Source organism: Roseibium aggregatum, from assembly GCF_014692675.1.
Taxonomy (GTDB): Bacteria; Pseudomonadota; Alphaproteobacteria; order Rhizobiales; family Stappiaceae; genus Roseibium; species Roseibium aggregatum_C.
This window is the reverse complement of sequence record NZ_JABFCZ010000017.1, coordinates 108,157-126,482: the sequence shown is the minus strand read 5'-3', so window position 1 is coordinate 126,482 and position 18,326 is coordinate 108,157. Positions and strand designations below refer to the sequence as shown.

Below are 18,326 nucleotides of genomic sequence, written 5' to 3'. Positions count from 1 at the left end.
CCCCTCGTCTGCAAGGAATATGGCGACTTGGGCCCGAGACTTCAAGTTCCCGTCAACTGAGCGGCCGGACGGCGCCGGGGGCTTGCGGAGACCGCGAACCGCCTGCAAAGTCTCCACGTTCCGTTTCGTTCTCCAAAGCCCACGCCCATGACCCGCTCCGAATTCGATGCCTATTGCGCCGGCCTGCCGGCCACGACCAACGTCGTTCAGTGGGGCAATGCCTCGGTGTGGAAAGTCGGCGGCAAGATTTTCGCGATCTGCTCCAGCTGGGGCGAGGGCTCCGGGCAGCGGATCGCCTTCAAGTGTTCGGACCTGTCCTACATGATGCTCACGGAAGAAGACGGCATCGTTCCGGCACCTTACCTGGCGCGTGCAAAATGGGTGCAGGTCGCCGAGGACGGCACGCTCACCGATGAGGATATGAAAACCTATATCGCCACCGCGCATGGTCTTGTCGCTTCGAAACTGACGAAAAAACTGCGCCAGGAGCTCGGGATCGATGTCTGAACCCGGCGCAATCTCTGCCCCGGCGGGCAAATACCGGTCGCTGTTCTTCCTGATGCTGGCGGAAATTTCCGGCATGAGCCTGTGGTTCATGTCGGCGGCGATCCTGCCGGACATGGTGGCGGAAGTTCCGATCTCGGAATTCCGGCAGGCGGCCCTTTCGAGCGCCGTCCAGATCGGCTTTGTCGCGGGCGCGCTGGTCTCCGCCATTTTCGGCCTGCCGGACCGGTTCGATCCGCGACGGGCCTTTGCGGCCTCCGCCCTGATCGCGGCGGTGGCCAATGCCAGCCTGCTGGTGACGGTGCCCGGCAGCGATCCCGCGATCCTTGCCCGGTTCATTACCGGCGCCATGCTGGCCGGCGTCTATCCGGTCGGCATGAAGATCGTCGTCGGCTGGGGCCAGCGCGACCGTGGCTTTCTGGTCGGCGCCCTGGTCGGAGCGCTCACCTTCGGCTCGGCCGCACCCCATCTTTTGGCGCTTGCCGGCGGGGCCGACTGGCGGTGGAGCGTCGGCGTCGCGTCCCTGGCGGCGGCAATCGGCGGGCTTCTGTGCCTGGCGACGAAACTCGGGCCCTTCCATGCGGCGGCCGGAGAATTCCGGTTCCGCTCCATAGCGCTCGCCTGGACCAACCGGAAGGTTCGGCTCGCCTATGCGGGCTACCTCTGCCACATGTGGGAGCTCTACGCCATGTGGGCCTGGATCGGCCTTGCCGCCACCTTGTCCTTCAGCGCGTCGATGGCGGAGGGAAAGGCCCTCGTCTTCGGGCGGCTGCTCGCCTTCGGCGCCATCGCGGCGGGAGGCGCGACCAGCATCGTGGCAGGCCTGTTCGCGGACCGCCTCGGCAAGGAAAACATCGCGCTCACAGCCCTCGCCTTCAGCGGCAGTGCGGCACTGGCGACGGCTGCCACCTTTGGCGGCCCGCCCTGGATCACGATGATCTGCGTGCTTGTCTGGGGCGCGGCCATCCTGCCGGATTCAGCCCAGTTCTCGGCGCTGGTCGCCGACCATTCACCGCCGGAAATGACCGGCAGCCTGATGACGTTTCAGACCGCGCTCGGCTTTGGCCTGACCTTCTTCACGGTGCAGGCAACGCCGATGCTGGCGGCCGCCATAAGCTGGCCCGCCGTCTTCGTGATCATGGCCATCGGCCCGGCCTTCGGAATTGTCGCCATGCTCCGGCTCAGGGCGCTGACGTAACGCTTACGCCCCCGAGCGGGTGGTTCACCCTTCGATCCGGCGGCCGTTTTCCGCGTCGAAGAAATGAATGTCGGCAGCCGTTGCATTCAGATAGAGCACCGTGCCGGGATCATAGCGGGCATGGCTCGGCGCGCGCACGACGATTTCCGGTCCGGCTCCGTCGAGCTGGCCATAGATGTAGCTTTCCGCACCGACCGGTTCCAGGACATTGACGGTGAATTCCATAGAAAGCCCATCCGTGCCGTTCGCCTTCTCGCCGCTGATTTCCAGATGTTCGGGGCGGATGCCGAGGAGGTAGCGGTCCGAACCGTGCAGGTTCGGCGCGTCGAGGCCGGCTCCGCTTTCCGCCTGCAGACGACCGTTTTCGGAACGGACCGGAACCAGGTTCATGGCGGGCGAGCCGATGAAGCTTGCGACAAATGTGGAAGCCGGCTTGTCGTAGACGTCCACCGGCGCGCCGATCTGCTCGATGGCGCCGCCGTTCAAAACGATCAGCCGGTCGGCGAGCGTCATGGCCTCCAGCTGGTCGTGGGTGACATAGACGCTGGTGGTGCCCAGCGCCTTCTGCAGGCGCTTGATTTCCACCCGCATCTGGACCCGGAGCTTGGCGTCCAGGTTCGACAGCGGCTCGTCGAACAGGAAGGCTGCCGGTTCGCGAACGATGGCCCGGCCCATGGCGACGCGCTGGCGCTGACCGCCGGACAGCATGCGCGGCTTGCGCTCCAGATAATCGCCGATCTCCAGAATGCGGGCGGCTTCCTTCACCCGCCGGTCGATTTCGTCCTTGGCGATCTTCCGGTTGCGCAACCCGTAAGCCAGGTTGTTGTAGACGGTCATATGCGGGTAGAGCGCATAGTTCTGGAACACCATGGCGATGTCCCGGTCCGCCGGATCGACCTTGTTGACGATCCTGTCGCCGATGCTGATGTCGCCCGTGGTGATGTCTTCCAGGCCGGCGATCATGCGCAAAAGCGTGGACTTGCCGCAGCCGGACGGGCCGACGAGGACGATGAATTCGCCGTCGTCGATATCGACGGACACGCCTTTGACTGCTTCCACGTTGCCGGCGTAGACCTTGCGGACCGTATCGAGCGTAATCGTTGCCATTTATTGCCTCACTTGTCGCTCTCGACGAGCCCCTTGATGAACCAGCTCTGGAAGATCACGACGACGATGACCGGCGGCAGCATGGCCAGGATGGCAAGCGCCATGGCCTGGTCGTAGTCGGGGATCTGCGCCCCGATCCAGACCTTGAGGATCTGCTTGATGCCGCGCACGAGGGTGAAGAACGTCTCGTCGGTGGTGATCAGCGTCGGCCAGAGATACTGGTTCCAGCCATAGACGAACATGATGATGAAGATCGCCGCGATCATGGTCTTTGACAGCGGCACCAGGATGTCGATGAAGAATTTCCAGGCCCCCGCCCCGTCGATCCGCGCGGCTTCCAGAAGTTCCTCGGGCACCGACATGAAGAACTGGCGGAAGAAGAAGGTGCCCGTCGCCGATGCGATCAGCGGCACGATCATGCCGGTGTAGGTGTTCACCAGACCGAGCGACTGCACGATCTCGTAGGACGGCAGGATGCGCACTTCCAGCGGCAGGAGCAGGGTGGAAAAGATGATCCAGAAACAGAAGCTCGCAAATGGAAAACGGAAATAGACGATGGCATAGGCCGCCAGCATCGAGATCACGATCTTGCCGATGGCAAAGCCGAAGCCGAGGATCAGCGAGTTCTTCAGCATCACCAGGCCGTTGACCTGCTTGGTGAAGCCGCCGGCCTGGGTCAGCACCGTGTGGTAGTTTTCCAGGAAGTTGTCGCCCAGCGTAAACTGCATGCCGGAGCGGTAAATGGTGACCGCGTCATGGGTCGACGTCAGGAAGGCCAGGAAGACCGGCGCCACCATGAAGAACACGCCGGCCAGCAGAATGACGTGATCCATGATCTGAAGACGTTTCATGACCAATCCTCAGGTGTAGTGGATGCGCCGCTCGATCAGGCGGAACTGGATGACGGTGAGAATGAAGACGAGGATCATCAGGACGACCGACTGGGCCGAGGACCCGCCGAGATCGTTGCCCCGGAAGCCGTCGAGATAGACCTTGTAGACCAGCGTCACCGGGTTGTTGCCCGGCTCGGTCTTCAGGATGACGTCGATGATGCCGAAGGTATCGAAGAAGGCGTAGGTGATGTTGATGATCAGCAGGAAGAACCCGGTCGGCGCCAGCAGCGGGAAGGTGACGGTCCAGAAGCGGCGGAACCCGGAGCGGCAGTCGATGCTGGCCGCTTCCTGAACGGATTTGGAAATCCCCTGAAGGCCGGACAGGAAGAAGATGAAGTTGACCGGGATCTGCTTCCACACCGCGGCAATGACCATGGCAAAGCCGGTGTCGAAATAATTGACGCCGATCTGCATCTTCCAGCCGAACAGGGCGACCAGCTTGACGATCGGGCCGACATGCTGGTCGAACAGCAGAATGGCGATCAGGCCGGCGACGGGCGGCGCGACCGCATAGACCCACATGAGCAGCGTCTTGTAGGTCGACGCGCCGTGGATCACCTTGTCCGCCTTGACCGCAAGCAGCAGGGCGATGCCCAGCGACAGAAAGGTGACGCAGAAGGTGAAGATGCCGGTGAACCGGGCGATCCGGCCGTAGTCGGTGGACGTGATCGTATCGACGAAATTGTCGAAGCCGACAAAGGTGGCGCCGAACCCGAAGGGATCTTCCAGATAGAAGGAGGAACGGACAGCCTCGGCTGCCGGCCACAGGAAAAAGATCGCGACGATCGACAGCTGCGGCAGGAGCAGCAGATAGGGAAACCAAGCGTTCCGGAACTGGACTTTTTTCATTGTCTCACCGCCGGCGGACCGGGCTGCATTTCAAGACAGGTACGGCGGCGGGGGCGCACAGACCGCGCCCCCGCCCTGTTCGATTTCAGGCTCAGTTTTCGACGGTCTTGGCGAAGCGGGCGAGAAGCTTGTCGCCGTCGGCCTTGATGGTGTCGAAGGCTTCGTCGACGGAGGTCTCGCCGGAGAAGACCTTGCCGATTTCGCGGTTCATCACGTCGCGGATCTGGACGTAGAAGCCCATGCGATAGCCCTTGGTCCATTCGCCGGCCGGCAGGTTCAGCTGCTTGATGCCGACTTCAGCCGCCGGGGTCTTCTCGTAGTAACCGTCCTTCTTGGCCAGTTCGTAGGCGGCGTTGGTGATCGGCACATAGCCGGTTTCACGGTGCCACTGGTACTGGACTTCCGGAGAGGTCAGGTACTTGAAGAAGGAGGCAACGCACTTGTTTTCCGCGTCCGGCTTGCCGGACATGGCGAACAGGGCCGCACCGCCGATGAAGGAAGCCGTACCGGCGCCCTTGACCGAGTTCCAGTAAGGCAGGTAGGTCGCGGAGAACGGGAACTGAACGGTCTTGGAAATGCCGCCGAAGGACCCCGAGGAACCGATCCACAGAGCGACCTTGCCGTCGTTGAACGGGGTCTGGTTGTCGCCCCAGCCGGTGCCGTAGTAGCCGAAGTAGCCTTCGTCGAGCCACTTCTTGACGGCCTTGAAGTGATTGCGGATCGGCTCGCTGAACACCAGCTCGGTGCCGGCAGCGCCGTCATAGCCGTTGTTGTTGGTGGCGAATTCAAGATTGTGGCGCGACTTGAAGTTCTCGATGAACTCCCACGGAATGTGCGACTGGACGAGCGGCACGTAGCCGGCGGCCTTCAGCTTCGGCGCGATCTTCTCGAAGTCCTCGTAGGTCTTCGGTGCTTCGACGCCGGCCTTTTCCATGGCTTCGTTGTTGATGTAGAGGATCGGCGCGGACGAGTTGAACGGCATGCCGATCATCTTGCCGGTGCTGTCGGCATAGAAGTAGCGAACGCCGGCGATGTAGTCCTCGATGTTGAACGCGACGCCGTTATCCTTGAGCAGATCCTCAACCGGCAGAACGGCGCCCTTGGCACCGATGATGGTTGCCGAACCGGCATCGAAAACCTGGATGATGTTCGGCTGTTCGCCGGCACGGAACGCTGCGATGCCGGCGGTCAGGGTGTCTTCGTAACCGCCCTTGTAGACCGGGGTCAGGTTACAGGCGTCCTGGGACGCGTTGTAGCCGGTGGAGATTTCGTTGACGACTTCGCCGAGGCGGCCGCCCATTGCGTGCCACCAGGTAATATCGGTTGCTGCCGCATAAGAAACAGTCGACGTGCCAAGCATGGCGGCCGCAGCGACGAGGCTGGCGACGGTCTTACGATAAGCCATGATAGATGCTCCCAAACGATGAGGCCGGCGGCCCCAGACACAAGATGTATTCGCACAAGATGTATTTGCGGTTGGCCGGAGGTCTTTCCGTCAGCCCGCTCGATACCGCCCGTGCTTGGTATGGGGTTCATATGAATGCCGTGTGTCGCTCATATGAACATTAGGCGACAGTCACGCGGCATTGATTTTCCGGACGTTTTTTCCGCCGGCTCCCGCGGCCAAACGACCGCGGACACGCGAAAAAACTTGCAAGCCTCATCCGTTTCCAGCACCTTCGGCGGCGATGGTTCCGCCAAGCAAAAGACGCGGCGGATGAAAAGGGAACACGGTGCGGCGTACCCAGCAGGGACCAAGACCGTGGCTGCCCCCGCAACTGTGAGCGGTTCGCCGAGCCCAACGGCCACTGGTTTTCGATAACCGGGAAGGCGGGCGAGGCAAAGAACCGCAAGCCAGGAGACCTGCCATCGACGAACCGGCGCGCCCGCGCCTTCTTGAAAAACCTCCCACACGGCGGGTGTGGAAAGGAGACATACATGCATATCGAACCCGGCATCGTCGACGGTGCCAAGATCGTCCTGAGCTACGCAACGGCGGCCGCCGCTCTCGGGACCGCTGCCAAATTCGCCTTCAACACGGTGCGCAACGACGGCGGTCTGTCCGCGCTTGCCGGCCGCGGCGTTCTGGCCACCGCCCTCGTCTTCAGCTTTTTCCAGATCCTGCCGCACTACCCGGTCGGCGTTTCGGAAGTTCACCTGATCCTCGGCTCGACCCTCTACCTGATGTTCGGCGCCGGTCCGGCAGCCATCGGCCTGGCCGCGGGCCTGCTGCTGCAGGGCCTGTTCTTCGCACCGTTCGATCTGCCGCAATACGGCATCAACGTCACCACCCTGCTGGTGCCGCTGTTTGCCATCAGCCAGATCGCCAAGCGGATCATTCCGGCCGACACGCCTTACGTGAACATCGAATACAGGCAGGCCCTGGTGCTTTCGACCGCCTATCAGGGCGGCATCGTCGGCTGGGTTGCCTTCTGGGCGTTCTACGGACAGGGCTTCGGCGCGGAAAACATCGCGTCGGTCACCTCTTTCGGTGCGGCCTACATGCTGGTCGTCCTGATCGAGCCGCTCGCCGATCTCGGCGTTCTGGCCGGCGCCAAGACGCTGTCCGGCCTGAAGGCATCACCGTTCGTTTCCAATCGCCTTTTCAACGCAGCGGCCTGATATTCGCATCGTTTGAACGGGACAGGCCCCGGCAGCATCGCTGCCGGGGCTTTTTAGCGCGAGGAACCTCTTGGCATACTGGGGCCACACCTCCTAGGGTTTGAAACCACCTTCACCCCTTCCGGCAACGAACCGCCTGTCCAGATGATGCCATCCGCTCCGCCCCAATCCTCCCTCGCCGTCTTCACGAAAAAGGCCGGTCTTCTCGGCGGCCTGATCGCCCTCGTCGCGATCCTGGCCCTGCCGCGTCCGGAGGGCCTTTCGGCCGAGGGCTGGGCGGTGGCGGCGGTCGGGCTGCTGATGGCGATCTGGTGGATGAGCGAGGCGCTGCCGCTGGCGGCAACAGCGCTCGTTCCCCTGGTGCTGTTTCCCCTGCTCGGGATCAGTTCCTTCGACAGCGCGGCGCAATCCTACGCCAATCCCCTGATCTTCCTGTTTCTCGGCGGCTTCATTCTGGCAAGAGGACTGGAACGCTGGCAGCTTCACCGGCGGCTTGCCCTGAAGGTCCTGCGCCGGGTCGGCCAGAGCCCGCCCGCGATCATCGCCGGCATGATGGGGATCACGGCTTTCCTGAGCATGTGGGTGAGCAACACGGCGACCTCCATGGTCATGCTGCCGATCGCCCAGTCGATCGTAACCACCCTGTGCAGCGAGAATTCCGACCGCCCGGACGATCCGCGGATCGCCTTCGCCCCGGCACTGATGCTTGCCATCGCCTATGGCGCCACCATCGGCGGCATGGGCACGCTGATCGGCACTCCGCCGAATGCGCTCTTCGCAGGCTTTCTGCTGGAGACCTACGACATCCGCATCGGCTTTGCCGAGTGGATGCTGGTGGGCATTCCGGCCGTGCTGGTGCTCCTGCCCCTGACCTGGTTTCTGCTGACGAAGGTCACATTCAAGGTTCCGGCCGCCTTCCCTGACTCCGTTCTGACTTCCGGACATGACGGCACGCAGGATCTGGGACCGATGTCGCGGCAGGAATATACGGTCGCCGGCGTCATGGTCGTCGTCGCGCTCCTGTGGCTGACCCGGCCGCTGATCGCCGATCTCGTTCCCGGACTGCCGCTTTCGGATGCCGGCATCGCCATGATCGGCGCGCTTGCCCTGTTCGTTCTTCCCGACCGCTGGTCCAGCGGAACGTTCCTGCTGGAGTGGGACGACATCAAGACCCTGCGCTGGGACGTCCTGATCCTGTTCGGCGGCGGGCTGTCGCTCGCTGGCGCCATTGCCAGCACCGGACTGGCCGACTGGATCGGCGCGGGCATGAGCGCGCTTCAAACATTGCCGGCCAATGTGCTGATCCTCGCCGTCATGGTGGTGATCGTCTACCTGGGCGAGCTTGCCTCCAACACGGCCATGGCCGCCGTCTTCCTGCCCGTGGCGGGCGCGGCCGCCGTCGGCATGGGTGCGGATCCGCTGACGCTTGCGCTTCCGGTGGTGCTTGCCGCCTCGCTCGGCTTCATGCTGCCGGTCGCGACCCCGCCCAATGCCATCGTCTATGGTTCCGGTGCCGTCAGCTCGCAGCAGATGCTGCGCGCCGGCGCCCTGCTCGATGTCGTCAGTATCGCCGTGGTGTTCGTCATTGCCGCCACCATCGGCCGCTGGGTGTTCGGGCTTTAGATGAAATTGAGAACGGCAGCGGCCAGAAGGATGTATCGCCCGGTCTTGGCGATCGCCACGAGGAGAAAGAAACTCCAGAAGGGTTCGCGCAGCACTCCGGCGGCAACCGTCAGCGGATCGCCGATGAAGGGCGCCCAGCTCATCAGCAGGCTCCAGCGGCCGTATTTGTGATACCAGCGCGAGGCGCGTTCGAGCTGATGATGCTTGACCGGAAACCAGCGCCGCTCGCTGAACCTTTCAACGGCAAGGCCGAGCAGCCAGTTCACGACCGACCCCAGCGTGTTGCCCACGCTGGCAACGATAACCAGCGTCACCGGAGAATAGGTTCCCGCCAGCAACAGGCCGCCAAGGAGCGCCTCCGACTGCGCCGGAAACACCGTCGCCGCCAGGAAGGAAACCAGGAACAGGCCGAGCAGCCCCAAACCTTCCAGCATGATCGATGAACTCCCGCGCGTGTGCCCCACGCATAGCGCAGGAAGATAGCGCTGAGAAAGAGGCTTTAAGACGATTAATGGAAATCGGTCGGAAGCATGTCTAGACAGCAATGCGCCGTGCCGGCCTGGGGTGTAACCAGATGATCGAGACTTTCCAGAATGCAATCCGCACCGGCGAAGTCATCTTCCGCGGTATAGATCCCGGGCGTGATGACAGTTCGAATGCCGAGCGCCTTCGCCGCCTTCAGGCCGTTGGCGGAATCCTCGAAGGCGATTGCGTCGGCCGCGTTGAGACCCAGGTCCTCGAGAACGAGCCGGTAGACCTCCGGGTCCGGCTTCTTGATGCTGACATCCTCAGCGGTGCGCACGGAATGGAAGCGATCGAGCGTATCCATCCCTAAGGTCGCCTGGAACAGGCTGTCGACATTGCTCCGGCTCGTGGTCGTCGCGATGCCCAGCGCCAGCCCCAGTTCCAGCGCCCGCCCGATCAGGCGTTCGACGCCGTCGCGCAGCGCAATCGCGCTGTCGGCCATCGCGTGCCTGTAGTACCCGGTTTTCGCCTTATGGAGCGCTGCCGCGTCGATCCCGGGCGTTCCGGTTTCCGCCGCGTAGGCCAGGATCCGTTCCCGTCCGCCGGTGACCTTGAGCAGCCGGCCGTAGACCGTCCGGCTCCAGAACCACGAAATTCCGGCATCCGCGAAGACCCGGTTGAAGGCCATGCGGTGCAGCTCTTCGGTTTCGGCCAATGTGCCGTCGACATCGAAGATCAGCGCCTTCAACGGCATGTCAGGCAGGCTCTTTCAGTTTCTCGATGGCCGCGGGAAGCTGGCGCAGGCTGTCGATGACCAGATCGGCGCCCAGCTCATCGACCGGAACGGTCGTGTAGCCGCCGCGAACGGCAACCGAGACCATGCCGGCAGCGACCGCAGCGCCGATATCCGCCGGACTGTCGCCGACCATCATCGCCTTTGAGGCATGCAGATCCAGTTCTGCGGCCGCGTGCAGCAGCATGTCCGGCGCGGGCTTGCGCTCCGGTCCGGTGTCGCCGCCGACCACGCAATGGATGACATCGCCCAGACCGAAATGTTCCAGGATGCGGCGGGAAAAGGCTTCCGGCTTGTTGGTCACGACGGCGATCCTGACGCCCGCAGCGGAATAGGCGCACAGCATGTCTTCCGCACCTTCCAGAAGGATCGTCTCTTCGGTCAGATGGTCCTTGTAGATGTCCATCATCCGCGCGGTCATGGCGACGAGCCCCTCGCCTTCGAGAACGATGTCGCGTGCCTTGAACGCCCGTTCGACCAGCTTCGCCATGCCGTTGCCGATCATGGCGTGCACCTCGTCGACCGAGAGCGGCGGAAGGTTTTCCTTAGCCAGCAAAAGATTTACCGATGTCGCGATGTCGGCAACTGAGTCGATCAGGGTGCCGTCCAGGTCGAACAACATTGCCTGGGGCCAGCCGCAGCGGTCTCCCGAGGTCCCGAAAACCTTGTTCACGCAGTTTCCTTCCATTTGATGGAGCAGCCCATGGAGGGGATCTGCTCGCGCGGGCCTTCGCCCGTCTCTACCACCTGTTTCATCGCCTCGAAAAGGTCCCGACGCAAATCGGCCGGGCCGGCAGAGTTGCGGGAAGCATCGAGCCGCCCGCGGTACTGCAGTTCGAGATCCGCATTGAAGCCGAAGAAGTCGGGCGTGCACACCGCGTCATAGGCGCGCGCGACCGACTGGTCCTCGTCATAGAGATAGGGAAACGGGAAATTCTCTTCTTCCGCGACCTTGCGCATGTTTTCAAAACTGTCGCGCGGATAGGTCACCGCATCGTTGGAACTGATCGCGGCGACGCCGACGCCCATGGCCATCAGCTCGCGCGCGTCCCGGATGATCCGGTCGCGCACCGCAAGCACATAGGGGCAGTGATTGCAGATGAACATGATCAGGGTGCCTTTCGGCCCCCTGATATCGGACAGGCTCAACACCCGTCCGTCGGTCGCCGGGAGTTTGAACTCCGGTGCTTTCCATCCGAAGTCACAGACCGGTGGTATCGCTGCCATTGCTCAAGCTCCTCTATTGCTGTCGTTAAGCGACCGCGCGCCTTCGAGCCTCCGCCAGAACGGAGCCGAGGGCGGCAATCAGCCGGTCGACGTTTTCCGCCTGCGCGGTCTGCCCCATGAGGCCGATACGCCAGACCTTGCCGGCCAGGCTACCCAGCCCCGCGCCGATTTCAATATCATGATCGGCGAGCAGCCGGGAGCGGACAAAGGCCTCATCCACATCGGCAGGCACCACGACCGGATTGAGCTGCGGCAGCCGGTGCGGCGCTTCGACCAGCAGCTCCAGGCCGAGGTCGTCCAGCCCTTTTGCCAGCCGCTCATGCATGGCGCGGTGACGAGCCCAGCTTGCTTCCAGCCCTTCCGCCTTGAGATCGGCGAGACCCTGATAAAGGCCGTAGATCGCATTGACCGGCGCGGTGTGGTGATAGGAGCGCCCGCCCTCGCCGGACCAGTAGCCGAGCACCAGGTTCAGGTCGCAGAACCAGGACTGGACCTTGGTCTTGCGGCTTTTGATCGTATCAATCGCCTTGTCGGAGAAGGTGATCGGCGCAAGGCCCGGGGGGACCGACAGGCACTTCTGGGTGCCGGAATAAACGACGTCGGCCAGCCAGTCGTCGACGGCGACGGGAATGCCGCCCAGACCGGTCACCGTGTCGACCACGCTGAGCATGCCGGCCTCGCGCGCGATCCGGCACAGGTCTGCGGCATCGGATTCGACACCGGTGGAGGTTTCCGCATGGACGAAGGCGAGCAGCTTGGCATGCGGATTGGCCTTGACCGCATGGGCCACCGTTTCGTTGCAGACCGGCTTGCCCCATTCGAAGGACAGCAGCACGACCGTGGCGCCGGCGCGCTCGGCGATGTCCGCCATACGGCCGCCGAACACCCCGTTCTGGGCAATGATCGCGGTGTCGCCCGGCTCCAGCAGGTTGACGAGGGCGGCTTCCATGGCAAGCGATGCGGGTGCCGAAACCGGGAAGGTCATGGCGTTCTTCGTCCGGAACGCATAGCGAAGCAGGTCCTTCACCTCTTCCATCATGGTCTGGAAGACCGGATCCAGGTGACCGATCGTCGGCTGCGCCAGGGCGGACAGGACGTCAGAAGACACATTCGAAGGGCCGGGGCCCATGAGCAGTCGGTTCGGTATCAGCATGCTTTTCCTCCTTTTATGTCCGTCCGTTTAGTCCATTCAGGCCGCCTGTTCGAGCGCGCCATCCGCCGCAGTCCGGATCGCCGCGATGTTGGACCGGTAGGCAGCCTCTTCCCCGCCCCGGAAGACGGCCGACCCTGCGACCAGGACATTGGCGCCCGCAGCCGCAACCAGAGGGGCCGTTTCCGGGGTGACGCCGCCGTCGACCTCGATGTCGATCGGCCGGTCGCCGATCATCGACTTGATCCGCCTGACCTTCTCCACGACCGAAGGAATGAAGGCCTGGCCGCCGAAGCCGGGATTGACGGTCATCAGCAGCACCAGATCCAGCCGGTCGAGGACGTATTCGATCACGTTCTCGGGCGTCGACGGATTGAGGGAGACACCGGCCTTCCGGCCGAGATTGCGGATCGCCTGCAGCGACCGGTCGAGATGGGTCGTCGCCTCGGCATGCACGGTGATGATGTCGCAGCCGGCATCGGCAAAGGCTTCGATAAACGGATCGCAAGGCTCGATCATCAAATGGCAGTCAAACACCTTGTCCGTCCGGTCCCGCACCGCCTTGACGATCTGCGGCCCGAACGTGATGTTCGGAACGAAGTGACCGTCCATGACATCGAGATGGATCCAGTCCGCGCCTGCGCGAACGACAGCCTCGATCTCGTCTCCGAGCCTTGAGAAGTCCGCCGACAGCACCGACGGCGCGATAATGGTACTGGATGTCATGGGTGTGACCCTCCCGGTTGAAACCGTCTATTTCGTGAGATTGGCGAACAGGCTCGGCAGCTTCTCCGGCAGGCGCTCCACCTGGTCGACGATCGTGTAATTGTTGGAGCCGAAGATGCGCGAGACATAGCGATCCGCTTCCGGATCGAGCGTCAGGCAGTAGCTGGAAATCCCCATCCGCTGCAGTTCCGCCGTGGCCTTCTTTGCGTCCATTCTCAGATACTGCGGATCGCGTTCGTCGATATCGGCGGGCTCGCCGTCGGTGACGATCAGCAAAAGCTTGTGCTGTTCGCTGCGTTGCGCGAGATGATGGGCGGCATGGCGCATGGCCGCGCCCATCCGGGTGGAAAGACCGCCCTTCATGCCCGCCAGCCGGCTTTTCACCTCCGCGTCGAGGCGCTGGTCGAAATCCTTGAACCGGTAGTACTGGACATCGTGGCGGCCGTCAGAGGCAAAGCCGTGGATGGCGAAGGGGTCGCCGATACCGTTGATGGCGCTGGCCAGAAGCGCCGACGCATCGCGGGTCAATTCCAGCACCGTCTTGTCCGCACCGCGCACCGTCTCATTGGTGGATTCCGACAGGTCAAGCAGGATCACCACCGCCAGGTCGCGCCGGTTGATGACATTGCGCATGGTGATGCGCGGATCGGGCTGCATGCCGATCCGGCTCATGACGATGGCATCCACGGCCGCATTGATGTCGAGTTCGTCGCCGTCCTCCAGCCGCCGCTGCCGGGTGATCCCCTGCGGTCGCAAACGGTCGACGATCTGCCTGATCCGGTGGCTGATGCCCTTGTGGGCCGTCAGGACGGCATCGATCGCCTCCGGGTCGCCGCGCCCCTGGCGGCGCTCGTAGACGGTGGCCCAGCTCGGACGGCTCAATTGGACCTTGTAGTCCCATTCGCCGTAATGGAACGGATCGGAGACAGGCTCCTTGCCTTCCCTATCGTTGTAGGAAACGCCTTCGTCCTCGTAAGGGAAGAGTTCGGAGGACAGCACCCAGACTTCCTGGGCATCGTCTCCGGCGGTTTCGACATCCACCTCGTTGATGAATTCCATCAGCCCGACATTGCGGCGCACCTGCTTCTGAAGATCCGGCTGATAAGCCGTGCTGTCCGACCAGTCGTAGTCGTCCATCGTCCAGACGAAGCGGTTGTCGTCGCGATAGGGAATGTTCAGCGTTTCCAGGATGCGCAGGCTCGGAACGGCGCGCCGTTCCGCCAGAAGATTGTAAAGCTCGACGCCCAGCCCCCAGGAGAACATGGTTTCGCGCTCATTGGCGCCGATGTTGATGTGGAACTGTTCAACCAGTGAATCGATCGCCAGATCGCCGGTCCTGACACCCGGCTCGAGCAGGGCTTTCGCCGTCTTCTCCAGGAGATACATGGTGTCGTGTTCGTAGTGGCCTTTGGGCGAAACCGGCATCAGGGACCGGAACAGGTCGCGCAGACCGGGGAACTGCCTGATGGCGCAATGCTCGATCCGGGCATCCTCCAGCATGCCGACGAAGAAGATCTGCGCCGGACTGAGCGCCTGCTGGCTCAATCCCTTGTCGGAGGAGGTGATATGCGCGGCCATGTGGGCGCACATGGCCCGGTAGAGATCGAGGCCACTCACCTCGCCCAATTGATCGACCGCATCGGGCAGATGCAGCGCGCCGTCCTCGATGAAGGGGCGGAACCCCGCATGGTCGGCAGCACTCGGGCGCAGGAAGAAATCGCGCGCCCAGAAGGCCCTCAGATAGAAGTTCAGCCGACGCTGGGAATCGATGAAGAGCGTGCCGCGGCGCTCCTGTTTCAGGACAGCCCGGGAGTCCTCGCTCACCAGACCGAAATAGTCCGCCTGCTTGGGCAGGTCGCGGCGATAGGCTTCAGCCCCGAAATCGACCCAGCGGCGCAGGCCGGACAGGGTCAGCTTCGACAGCAATTCCTCAAGCACGCCGAACATGGGCCGCAACCCGCGCGGCGCCCGGGCGGCCAGACGGTGCAGCAACTGCAAATAGTCGCGCAAGAGATCGGCATCGCCGAACCGCCTTGCGGCTCCGGGCAGTGTCGAAATCATCAGCGTCAGGATTTCGCCCGACACCATGGAGGACAGTTTCAGCGTGGCGCCCACCACATCGCGGATGATGTCCTCGCCGCATTCCTTGACCACCTGGGGCATCTCGTCGAGATAGCTCACGAGCAGGTTCGGCCCCTTGCCGAGCGAAATCAGCGCCCGGGCGCCATCGAGATAGTCCTTGAGACCGGCCGGCGACATGAGACGGGCGGACTCGTGGAAGAGCCCGTCCAGGGTCTCTTCCAGGTCCGGAGCGGCCTTGACCAGCTCTTCCCGATAATCGCCGAGATCGACCGTCATGCCGCCTGGTCTTCGCTGCTGGAAAGTTTGGGAAAGAAGGTGCCGACCGCTGCCTGCAGCGTATCGCGCATGTCCAGGTCGTCGGTGAGCGGTTCGACCAGCGCCATCTGGCAGGCCGCCTGCGCCGGAATACCTTTGCCGATCAACTGGCCGGCATAGACCAGCAGGCGGGTCGACATGCCCTCGTCGAGGCCGTGGCCCTTCAGGTTGCGCGACCGTTCCGCCACCTGGACCAGCCGCTCGGCAACCGCCCGGTCGATGCCCGCTTCATGGGCGACGATCTCGACTTCCACCTCGCTCACGGGATAGTCGAAGGACATGGCGCCGAAGCGCTGCTTGGTGGACTGTTTCAGGTCCTTCATCATCGACTGGTAGCCGGGGTTATAGGAGATCACCACCTGGAAGTCGGGATGGGCATTGACCACCTCGCCCTTTTTCTCCAAGGGCAGCTGCCGCCTGTGGTCGGTCAGCGGGTGGATCACCACCGTGGTGTCCTGACGCGCTTCCACCACCTCGTCGAGATAGCAGATGGCGCCGATCCGCGCGGCGATGGTGAGCGGGCCGTCCTGCCATTTGGTGCCGTTGATATCGAGCAGGAACCGGCCGATCAGATCGGAGGCGGTCATGTCCTCGTTACAGGCGACCGTGATCAGCGGCTTGTTCAGTTTCCACGCCATGAATTCGACAAAGCGCGACTTGCCGCAACCGGTCGGTCCTTTGAGCATGACCGGCATGCGCACGTCATAGGCGGCGGAAAACTGTTCGATCTCGTTTCCGACCGGCCGGTAATAGGGTTCCGTCTCGATACGGAACTGTGTGGGATCGATGTCGCTCATGTTCAACACCCCTCTGGCGGTCAGCAAATCATTTGAAAATCGGGTGGACGGGGGCTGCACAAACGCAGCCCCTTATCCGGATCAGGCCTTAATTTCGGCGCGGTGCACGACCATGGACGTGCCTTGGGTCTGCTTGAAGTTGTCGTAGCCGACCAGGCGGACGTGATTGTCCGGGTTGGCCGTCTTGCAGAGCTCGACTTCCTGGAAGATGGCGTCGACGTCGGTCTCGCCGAACATGGGAAGCTTCCACATGTACCAGTAGTTGGAAGACGCGTTCTCCGGCTCGGTGTGCTCGATCGCCGGGTTCCAGCCCTTGGCCACGATGTATTCCACCTGCTTGCGCAGCTCTTCCGGCGTCAGCGGCGGCAGGTAGGAGAAGGTTCCCATCTTGCGGCTGTTGGGGTCCGACAGTCTCGAGCTGTAGTCGTGTACGTCACTCATGGTTTGGTTCCTCGAATGTAATCCTGGTTATCGTGTTCGCTGTCGGATCAGCGGTGGGCGACATCCAGTTTGTCGACGGTGTCGAACTCGAACTTGATCTCCTTCCATGTCTCCATGGCGATCTTCAGTTCGGGGCTGTGCTTGGCGGCGGCGGTCAGGATGTCCTTGCCTTCCTTCTCCAGTTCACGGCCTTCGTTGCGAGCCTTGACGCAGGCCTCGACCGCGACGCGGTTGGCGGCCGCACCGGCTGCGTTGCCCCACGGGTGACCGAGGGTTCCGCCGCCGAACTGCAGGCAGGCGTCGTCGCCGAAGATGTTGACCAGCGCCGGCATGTGCCAGACGTGGATCCCACCGGATGCCACCGGCAGAACGCCCGGCATCTGGCCCCAGTCCTGATCGAAGAAGATGCCGCGGGAGCGGTCTTCGGCGACGAACTTGTCGCGCATCAGGTCGATCCAGCCGAGCGTCGCCGCGCGGTCGCCCTCAAGCTTGCCGACAACCGTGCCCGAGTGCAGATGGTCGCCGCCCAGCAGACGGAGCATCTTTGCAAGGACGCGGAAGTTGATGCCGTGCTTGGGGTGACGGTCGATCACGCCATGCATGGCGCGGTGGACGTGAAGCAGCATGCCGTTGTCCCGGCACCAGCGCGACAGGCTCGCCTGAGCGGCCCAGCCCAGCGTCAGGTAATCCGACATGATGATCGGCGAGCCGAGTTCCTTGGCAAATTCCGCACGCTTGTACATCTCCTCGATGTTGGGCGCGGTGACATTGAGGTAGTGGCCCTTGCGCTCACCGGTCTCTGCTTCGGCCTTTTCGATGGCTTCCTGGCAGAACTCGAAGCGGTCGCGCCAGCGCATGAACGGCTGCGAGTTGACGTTCTCGTCGTCCTTGGTGAAATCGAGACCGCCACGCAGCGCCTCGTAAACCGCACGGCCGTAGTTCTTGGCCGAGAGGCCCAGCTTCGGCTTGATCGTGCAGCCGAGGAACGGACGGCCGTATTTGTCGAGCTTGTCGCGTTCCACCTGGATGCCGTGGGGCGGGCCGTCACAGGTCGCCACGAACCACAGCGGGAAGCGGACGTCCTCCAGACGCAGGGCGCGGACGGCCTTGAAGCCGAACACGTTGCCGACCAGCGAGGTGAAGACGTTGACGACCGAACCTTCCTCGAACAGGCCCATCGGGTAGGCGATGAAGGCGTAGTAGCTCTCGTCGTCGCCGGGCACGTCCTCGATGGCGTAGGCGCGGCCCTTGTAATACTCCAGATCGGTCAAGAGATCGGTCCAGACCGTCGTCCAGGTGCCGGTGGAGGATTCAGCGGCAACTGCGGCGGCGGCTTCCTCGCGCGGCACGCCGGCCTGCGGCGTGATCTTGAAGCAGGCGAGGATGTCGCTGTCCTTGGGCGTGTAGTTCGGCTCCCAATAGGTCTCGCGGTATTCCTTCACGCCTGCAGAGTATTTTCCGGACGGTTGATGAGCGTTCATGGTTCTATTCCCGTGGTTGTTCGTGCTTTTGAAAAAAGGCCTCGTGTTCCTGC

At 62.9% G+C, this 18,326-nt stretch carries 18 protein-coding genes and 1 riboswitch; of the genes, 4 read left to right on the top strand and 14 right to left on the bottom strand.

Translation table 11 applies throughout. The annotated features are described in order from the left end of the window. The first annotated feature begins 147 nt into the window (after positions 1–147). Together HK439_RS16125 and HK439_RS16120 are read left to right on the top strand one after the other, a co-directional pair. Positions 148–507: an MmcQ/YjbR family DNA-binding protein gene (locus tag HK439_RS16125; RefSeq protein ID WP_190292552.1), complete on the top strand. Its 360-nt coding sequence runs from the start codon at positions 148–150 to the stop codon at positions 505–507. After that, positions 500–1,702: an MFS transporter gene (locus HK439_RS16120; protein WP_209011869.1), complete on the top strand. Its 1,203-nt coding sequence runs from the start codon at positions 500–502 to the stop codon at positions 1,700–1,702. The genes HK439_RS16125 and HK439_RS16120 overlap by 8 nt, the downstream gene beginning before the upstream one ends. 24 nt (positions 1,703–1,726) lie before the next feature. On the opposite strand, the gene HK439_RS16115 is transcribed toward HK439_RS16120, so the two are convergent. The 4 genes from HK439_RS16115 to HK439_RS16100 all read right to left on the bottom strand — a co-directional run bounded on the left by HK439_RS16115 (position 1,727) and on the right by HK439_RS16100 (position 5,956). Next, a complete protein-coding gene (locus HK439_RS16115) occupies positions 1,727–2,809 on the bottom strand; it encodes a sn-glycerol-3-phosphate import ATP-binding protein UgpC (RefSeq protein ID WP_190292551.1) in 1,083 nt (360 codons plus the stop codon). An 8-nt stretch (positions 2,810–2,817) separates the two neighbouring features. Next, a complete protein-coding gene (ugpE, locus tag HK439_RS16110; RefSeq protein WP_190292550.1) occupies positions 2,818–3,660 on the bottom strand; it encodes a sn-glycerol-3-phosphate ABC transporter permease UgpE in 843 nt (280 codons plus the stop codon). A 9-nt stretch (positions 3,661–3,669) separates the two neighbouring features. Further along, on the bottom strand, positions 3,670–4,551 hold the full coding sequence (locus HK439_RS16105) for an ABC transporter permease subunit (RefSeq protein ID WP_190292549.1): 882 nt from the start codon (positions 4,549–4,551) through the stop codon (positions 3,670–3,672). A 91-nt stretch (positions 4,552–4,642) separates the two neighbouring features. Then, a complete protein-coding gene (locus tag HK439_RS16100; RefSeq protein WP_190292548.1) occupies positions 4,643–5,956 on the bottom strand; it encodes an extracellular solute-binding protein in 1,314 nt (437 codons plus the stop codon). Between the two features lie 267 nt (positions 5,957–6,223). Continuing rightward, positions 6,224–6,437: riboswitch (cobalamin riboswitch) on the top strand. A gap of 52 nt (positions 6,438–6,489) precedes the next feature. On the opposite strand from HK439_RS16100, the gene HK439_RS16095 reads away from it, so the two are divergent. Together HK439_RS16095 and HK439_RS16090 are read left to right on the top strand one after the other, a co-directional pair. After that, entirely contained in the window at positions 6,490–7,173 is a 684-nt protein-coding gene (locus tag HK439_RS16095; RefSeq protein ID WP_190292547.1) for an energy-coupling factor ABC transporter permease, read from the top strand. Positions 7,174–7,317: 144 nt separating this feature from the next. Next, complete coding sequence (locus tag HK439_RS16090; protein ID WP_209011868.1) at positions 7,318–8,796, top strand: SLC13 family permease; 1,479 nt, start codon at positions 7,318–7,320, stop codon at positions 8,794–8,796. Here HK439_RS16090 and HK439_RS16085 read toward each other — a convergent pair. From HK439_RS16085 to HK439_RS16040, 10 genes are all read right to left on the bottom strand, one after another. Next, the gene (locus HK439_RS16085; protein ID WP_190292546.1) at positions 8,793–9,230 is read right to left on the bottom strand and encodes a YqaA family protein; all 438 of its coding nucleotides are present in this window, start codon (positions 9,228–9,230) and stop codon (positions 8,793–8,795) included. The genes HK439_RS16090 and HK439_RS16085 overlap by 4 nt on opposite strands. A gap of 74 nt (positions 9,231–9,304) precedes the next feature. Continuing rightward, positions 9,305–10,015, bottom strand: a complete 711-nt coding sequence (locus HK439_RS16080; RefSeq protein WP_190292545.1) for an HAD-IA family hydrolase — start codon at positions 10,013–10,015, stop codon at positions 9,305–9,307. Between the two features lies 1 nt (position 10,016). Further along, the gene (gph, locus tag HK439_RS16075) at positions 10,017–10,727 is read right to left on the bottom strand and encodes a phosphoglycolate phosphatase (protein WP_328804178.1); all 711 of its coding nucleotides are present in this window, start codon (positions 10,725–10,727) and stop codon (positions 10,017–10,019) included. After that, positions 10,724–11,281 (bottom strand): thioredoxin family protein, encoded by a 558-nt coding sequence (locus HK439_RS16070; protein ID WP_190292543.1) that lies wholly within the window; start codon positions 11,279–11,281, stop codon positions 10,724–10,726. Before HK439_RS16070 ends, gph begins: the two co-directional genes overlap by 4 nt. A 25-nt stretch (positions 11,282–11,306) precedes the next feature. After that, positions 11,307–12,434: a pyridoxal-phosphate-dependent aminotransferase family protein gene (locus tag HK439_RS16065; protein WP_190292542.1), complete on the bottom strand. Its 1,128-nt coding sequence runs from the start codon at positions 12,432–12,434 to the stop codon at positions 11,307–11,309. 36 nt (positions 12,435–12,470) lie between these two features. After that, the gene (rpe, locus tag HK439_RS16060; protein ID WP_190292541.1) at positions 12,471–13,157 is read right to left on the bottom strand and encodes a ribulose-phosphate 3-epimerase; all 687 of its coding nucleotides are present in this window, start codon (positions 13,155–13,157) and stop codon (positions 12,471–12,473) included. Between the two features lie 27 nt (positions 13,158–13,184). Beyond that, positions 13,185–15,515 (bottom strand): nitric oxide reductase activation protein NorD, encoded by a 2,331-nt coding sequence (locus HK439_RS16055; RefSeq protein ID WP_190292540.1) that lies wholly within the window; start codon positions 15,513–15,515, stop codon positions 13,185–13,187. Further along, positions 15,512–16,351 (bottom strand): CbbQ/NirQ/NorQ/GpvN family protein, encoded by an 840-nt coding sequence (locus tag HK439_RS16050; protein ID WP_190292539.1) that lies wholly within the window; start codon positions 16,349–16,351, stop codon positions 15,512–15,514. The genes HK439_RS16055 and HK439_RS16050 overlap by 4 nt, the downstream gene beginning before the upstream one ends. Before the next feature lie 81 nt (positions 16,352–16,432). Next, positions 16,433–16,792, bottom strand: a complete 360-nt coding sequence (locus HK439_RS16045) for a ribulose bisphosphate carboxylase small subunit (protein ID WP_190292538.1) — start codon at positions 16,790–16,792, stop codon at positions 16,433–16,435. 47 nt (positions 16,793–16,839) lie between these two features. Continuing rightward, positions 16,840–18,273: a form I ribulose bisphosphate carboxylase large subunit gene (locus HK439_RS16040; protein WP_190292537.1), complete on the bottom strand. Its 1,434-nt coding sequence runs from the start codon at positions 18,271–18,273 to the stop codon at positions 16,840–16,842. Positions 18,274–18,326 lie beyond the last annotated feature (53 nt).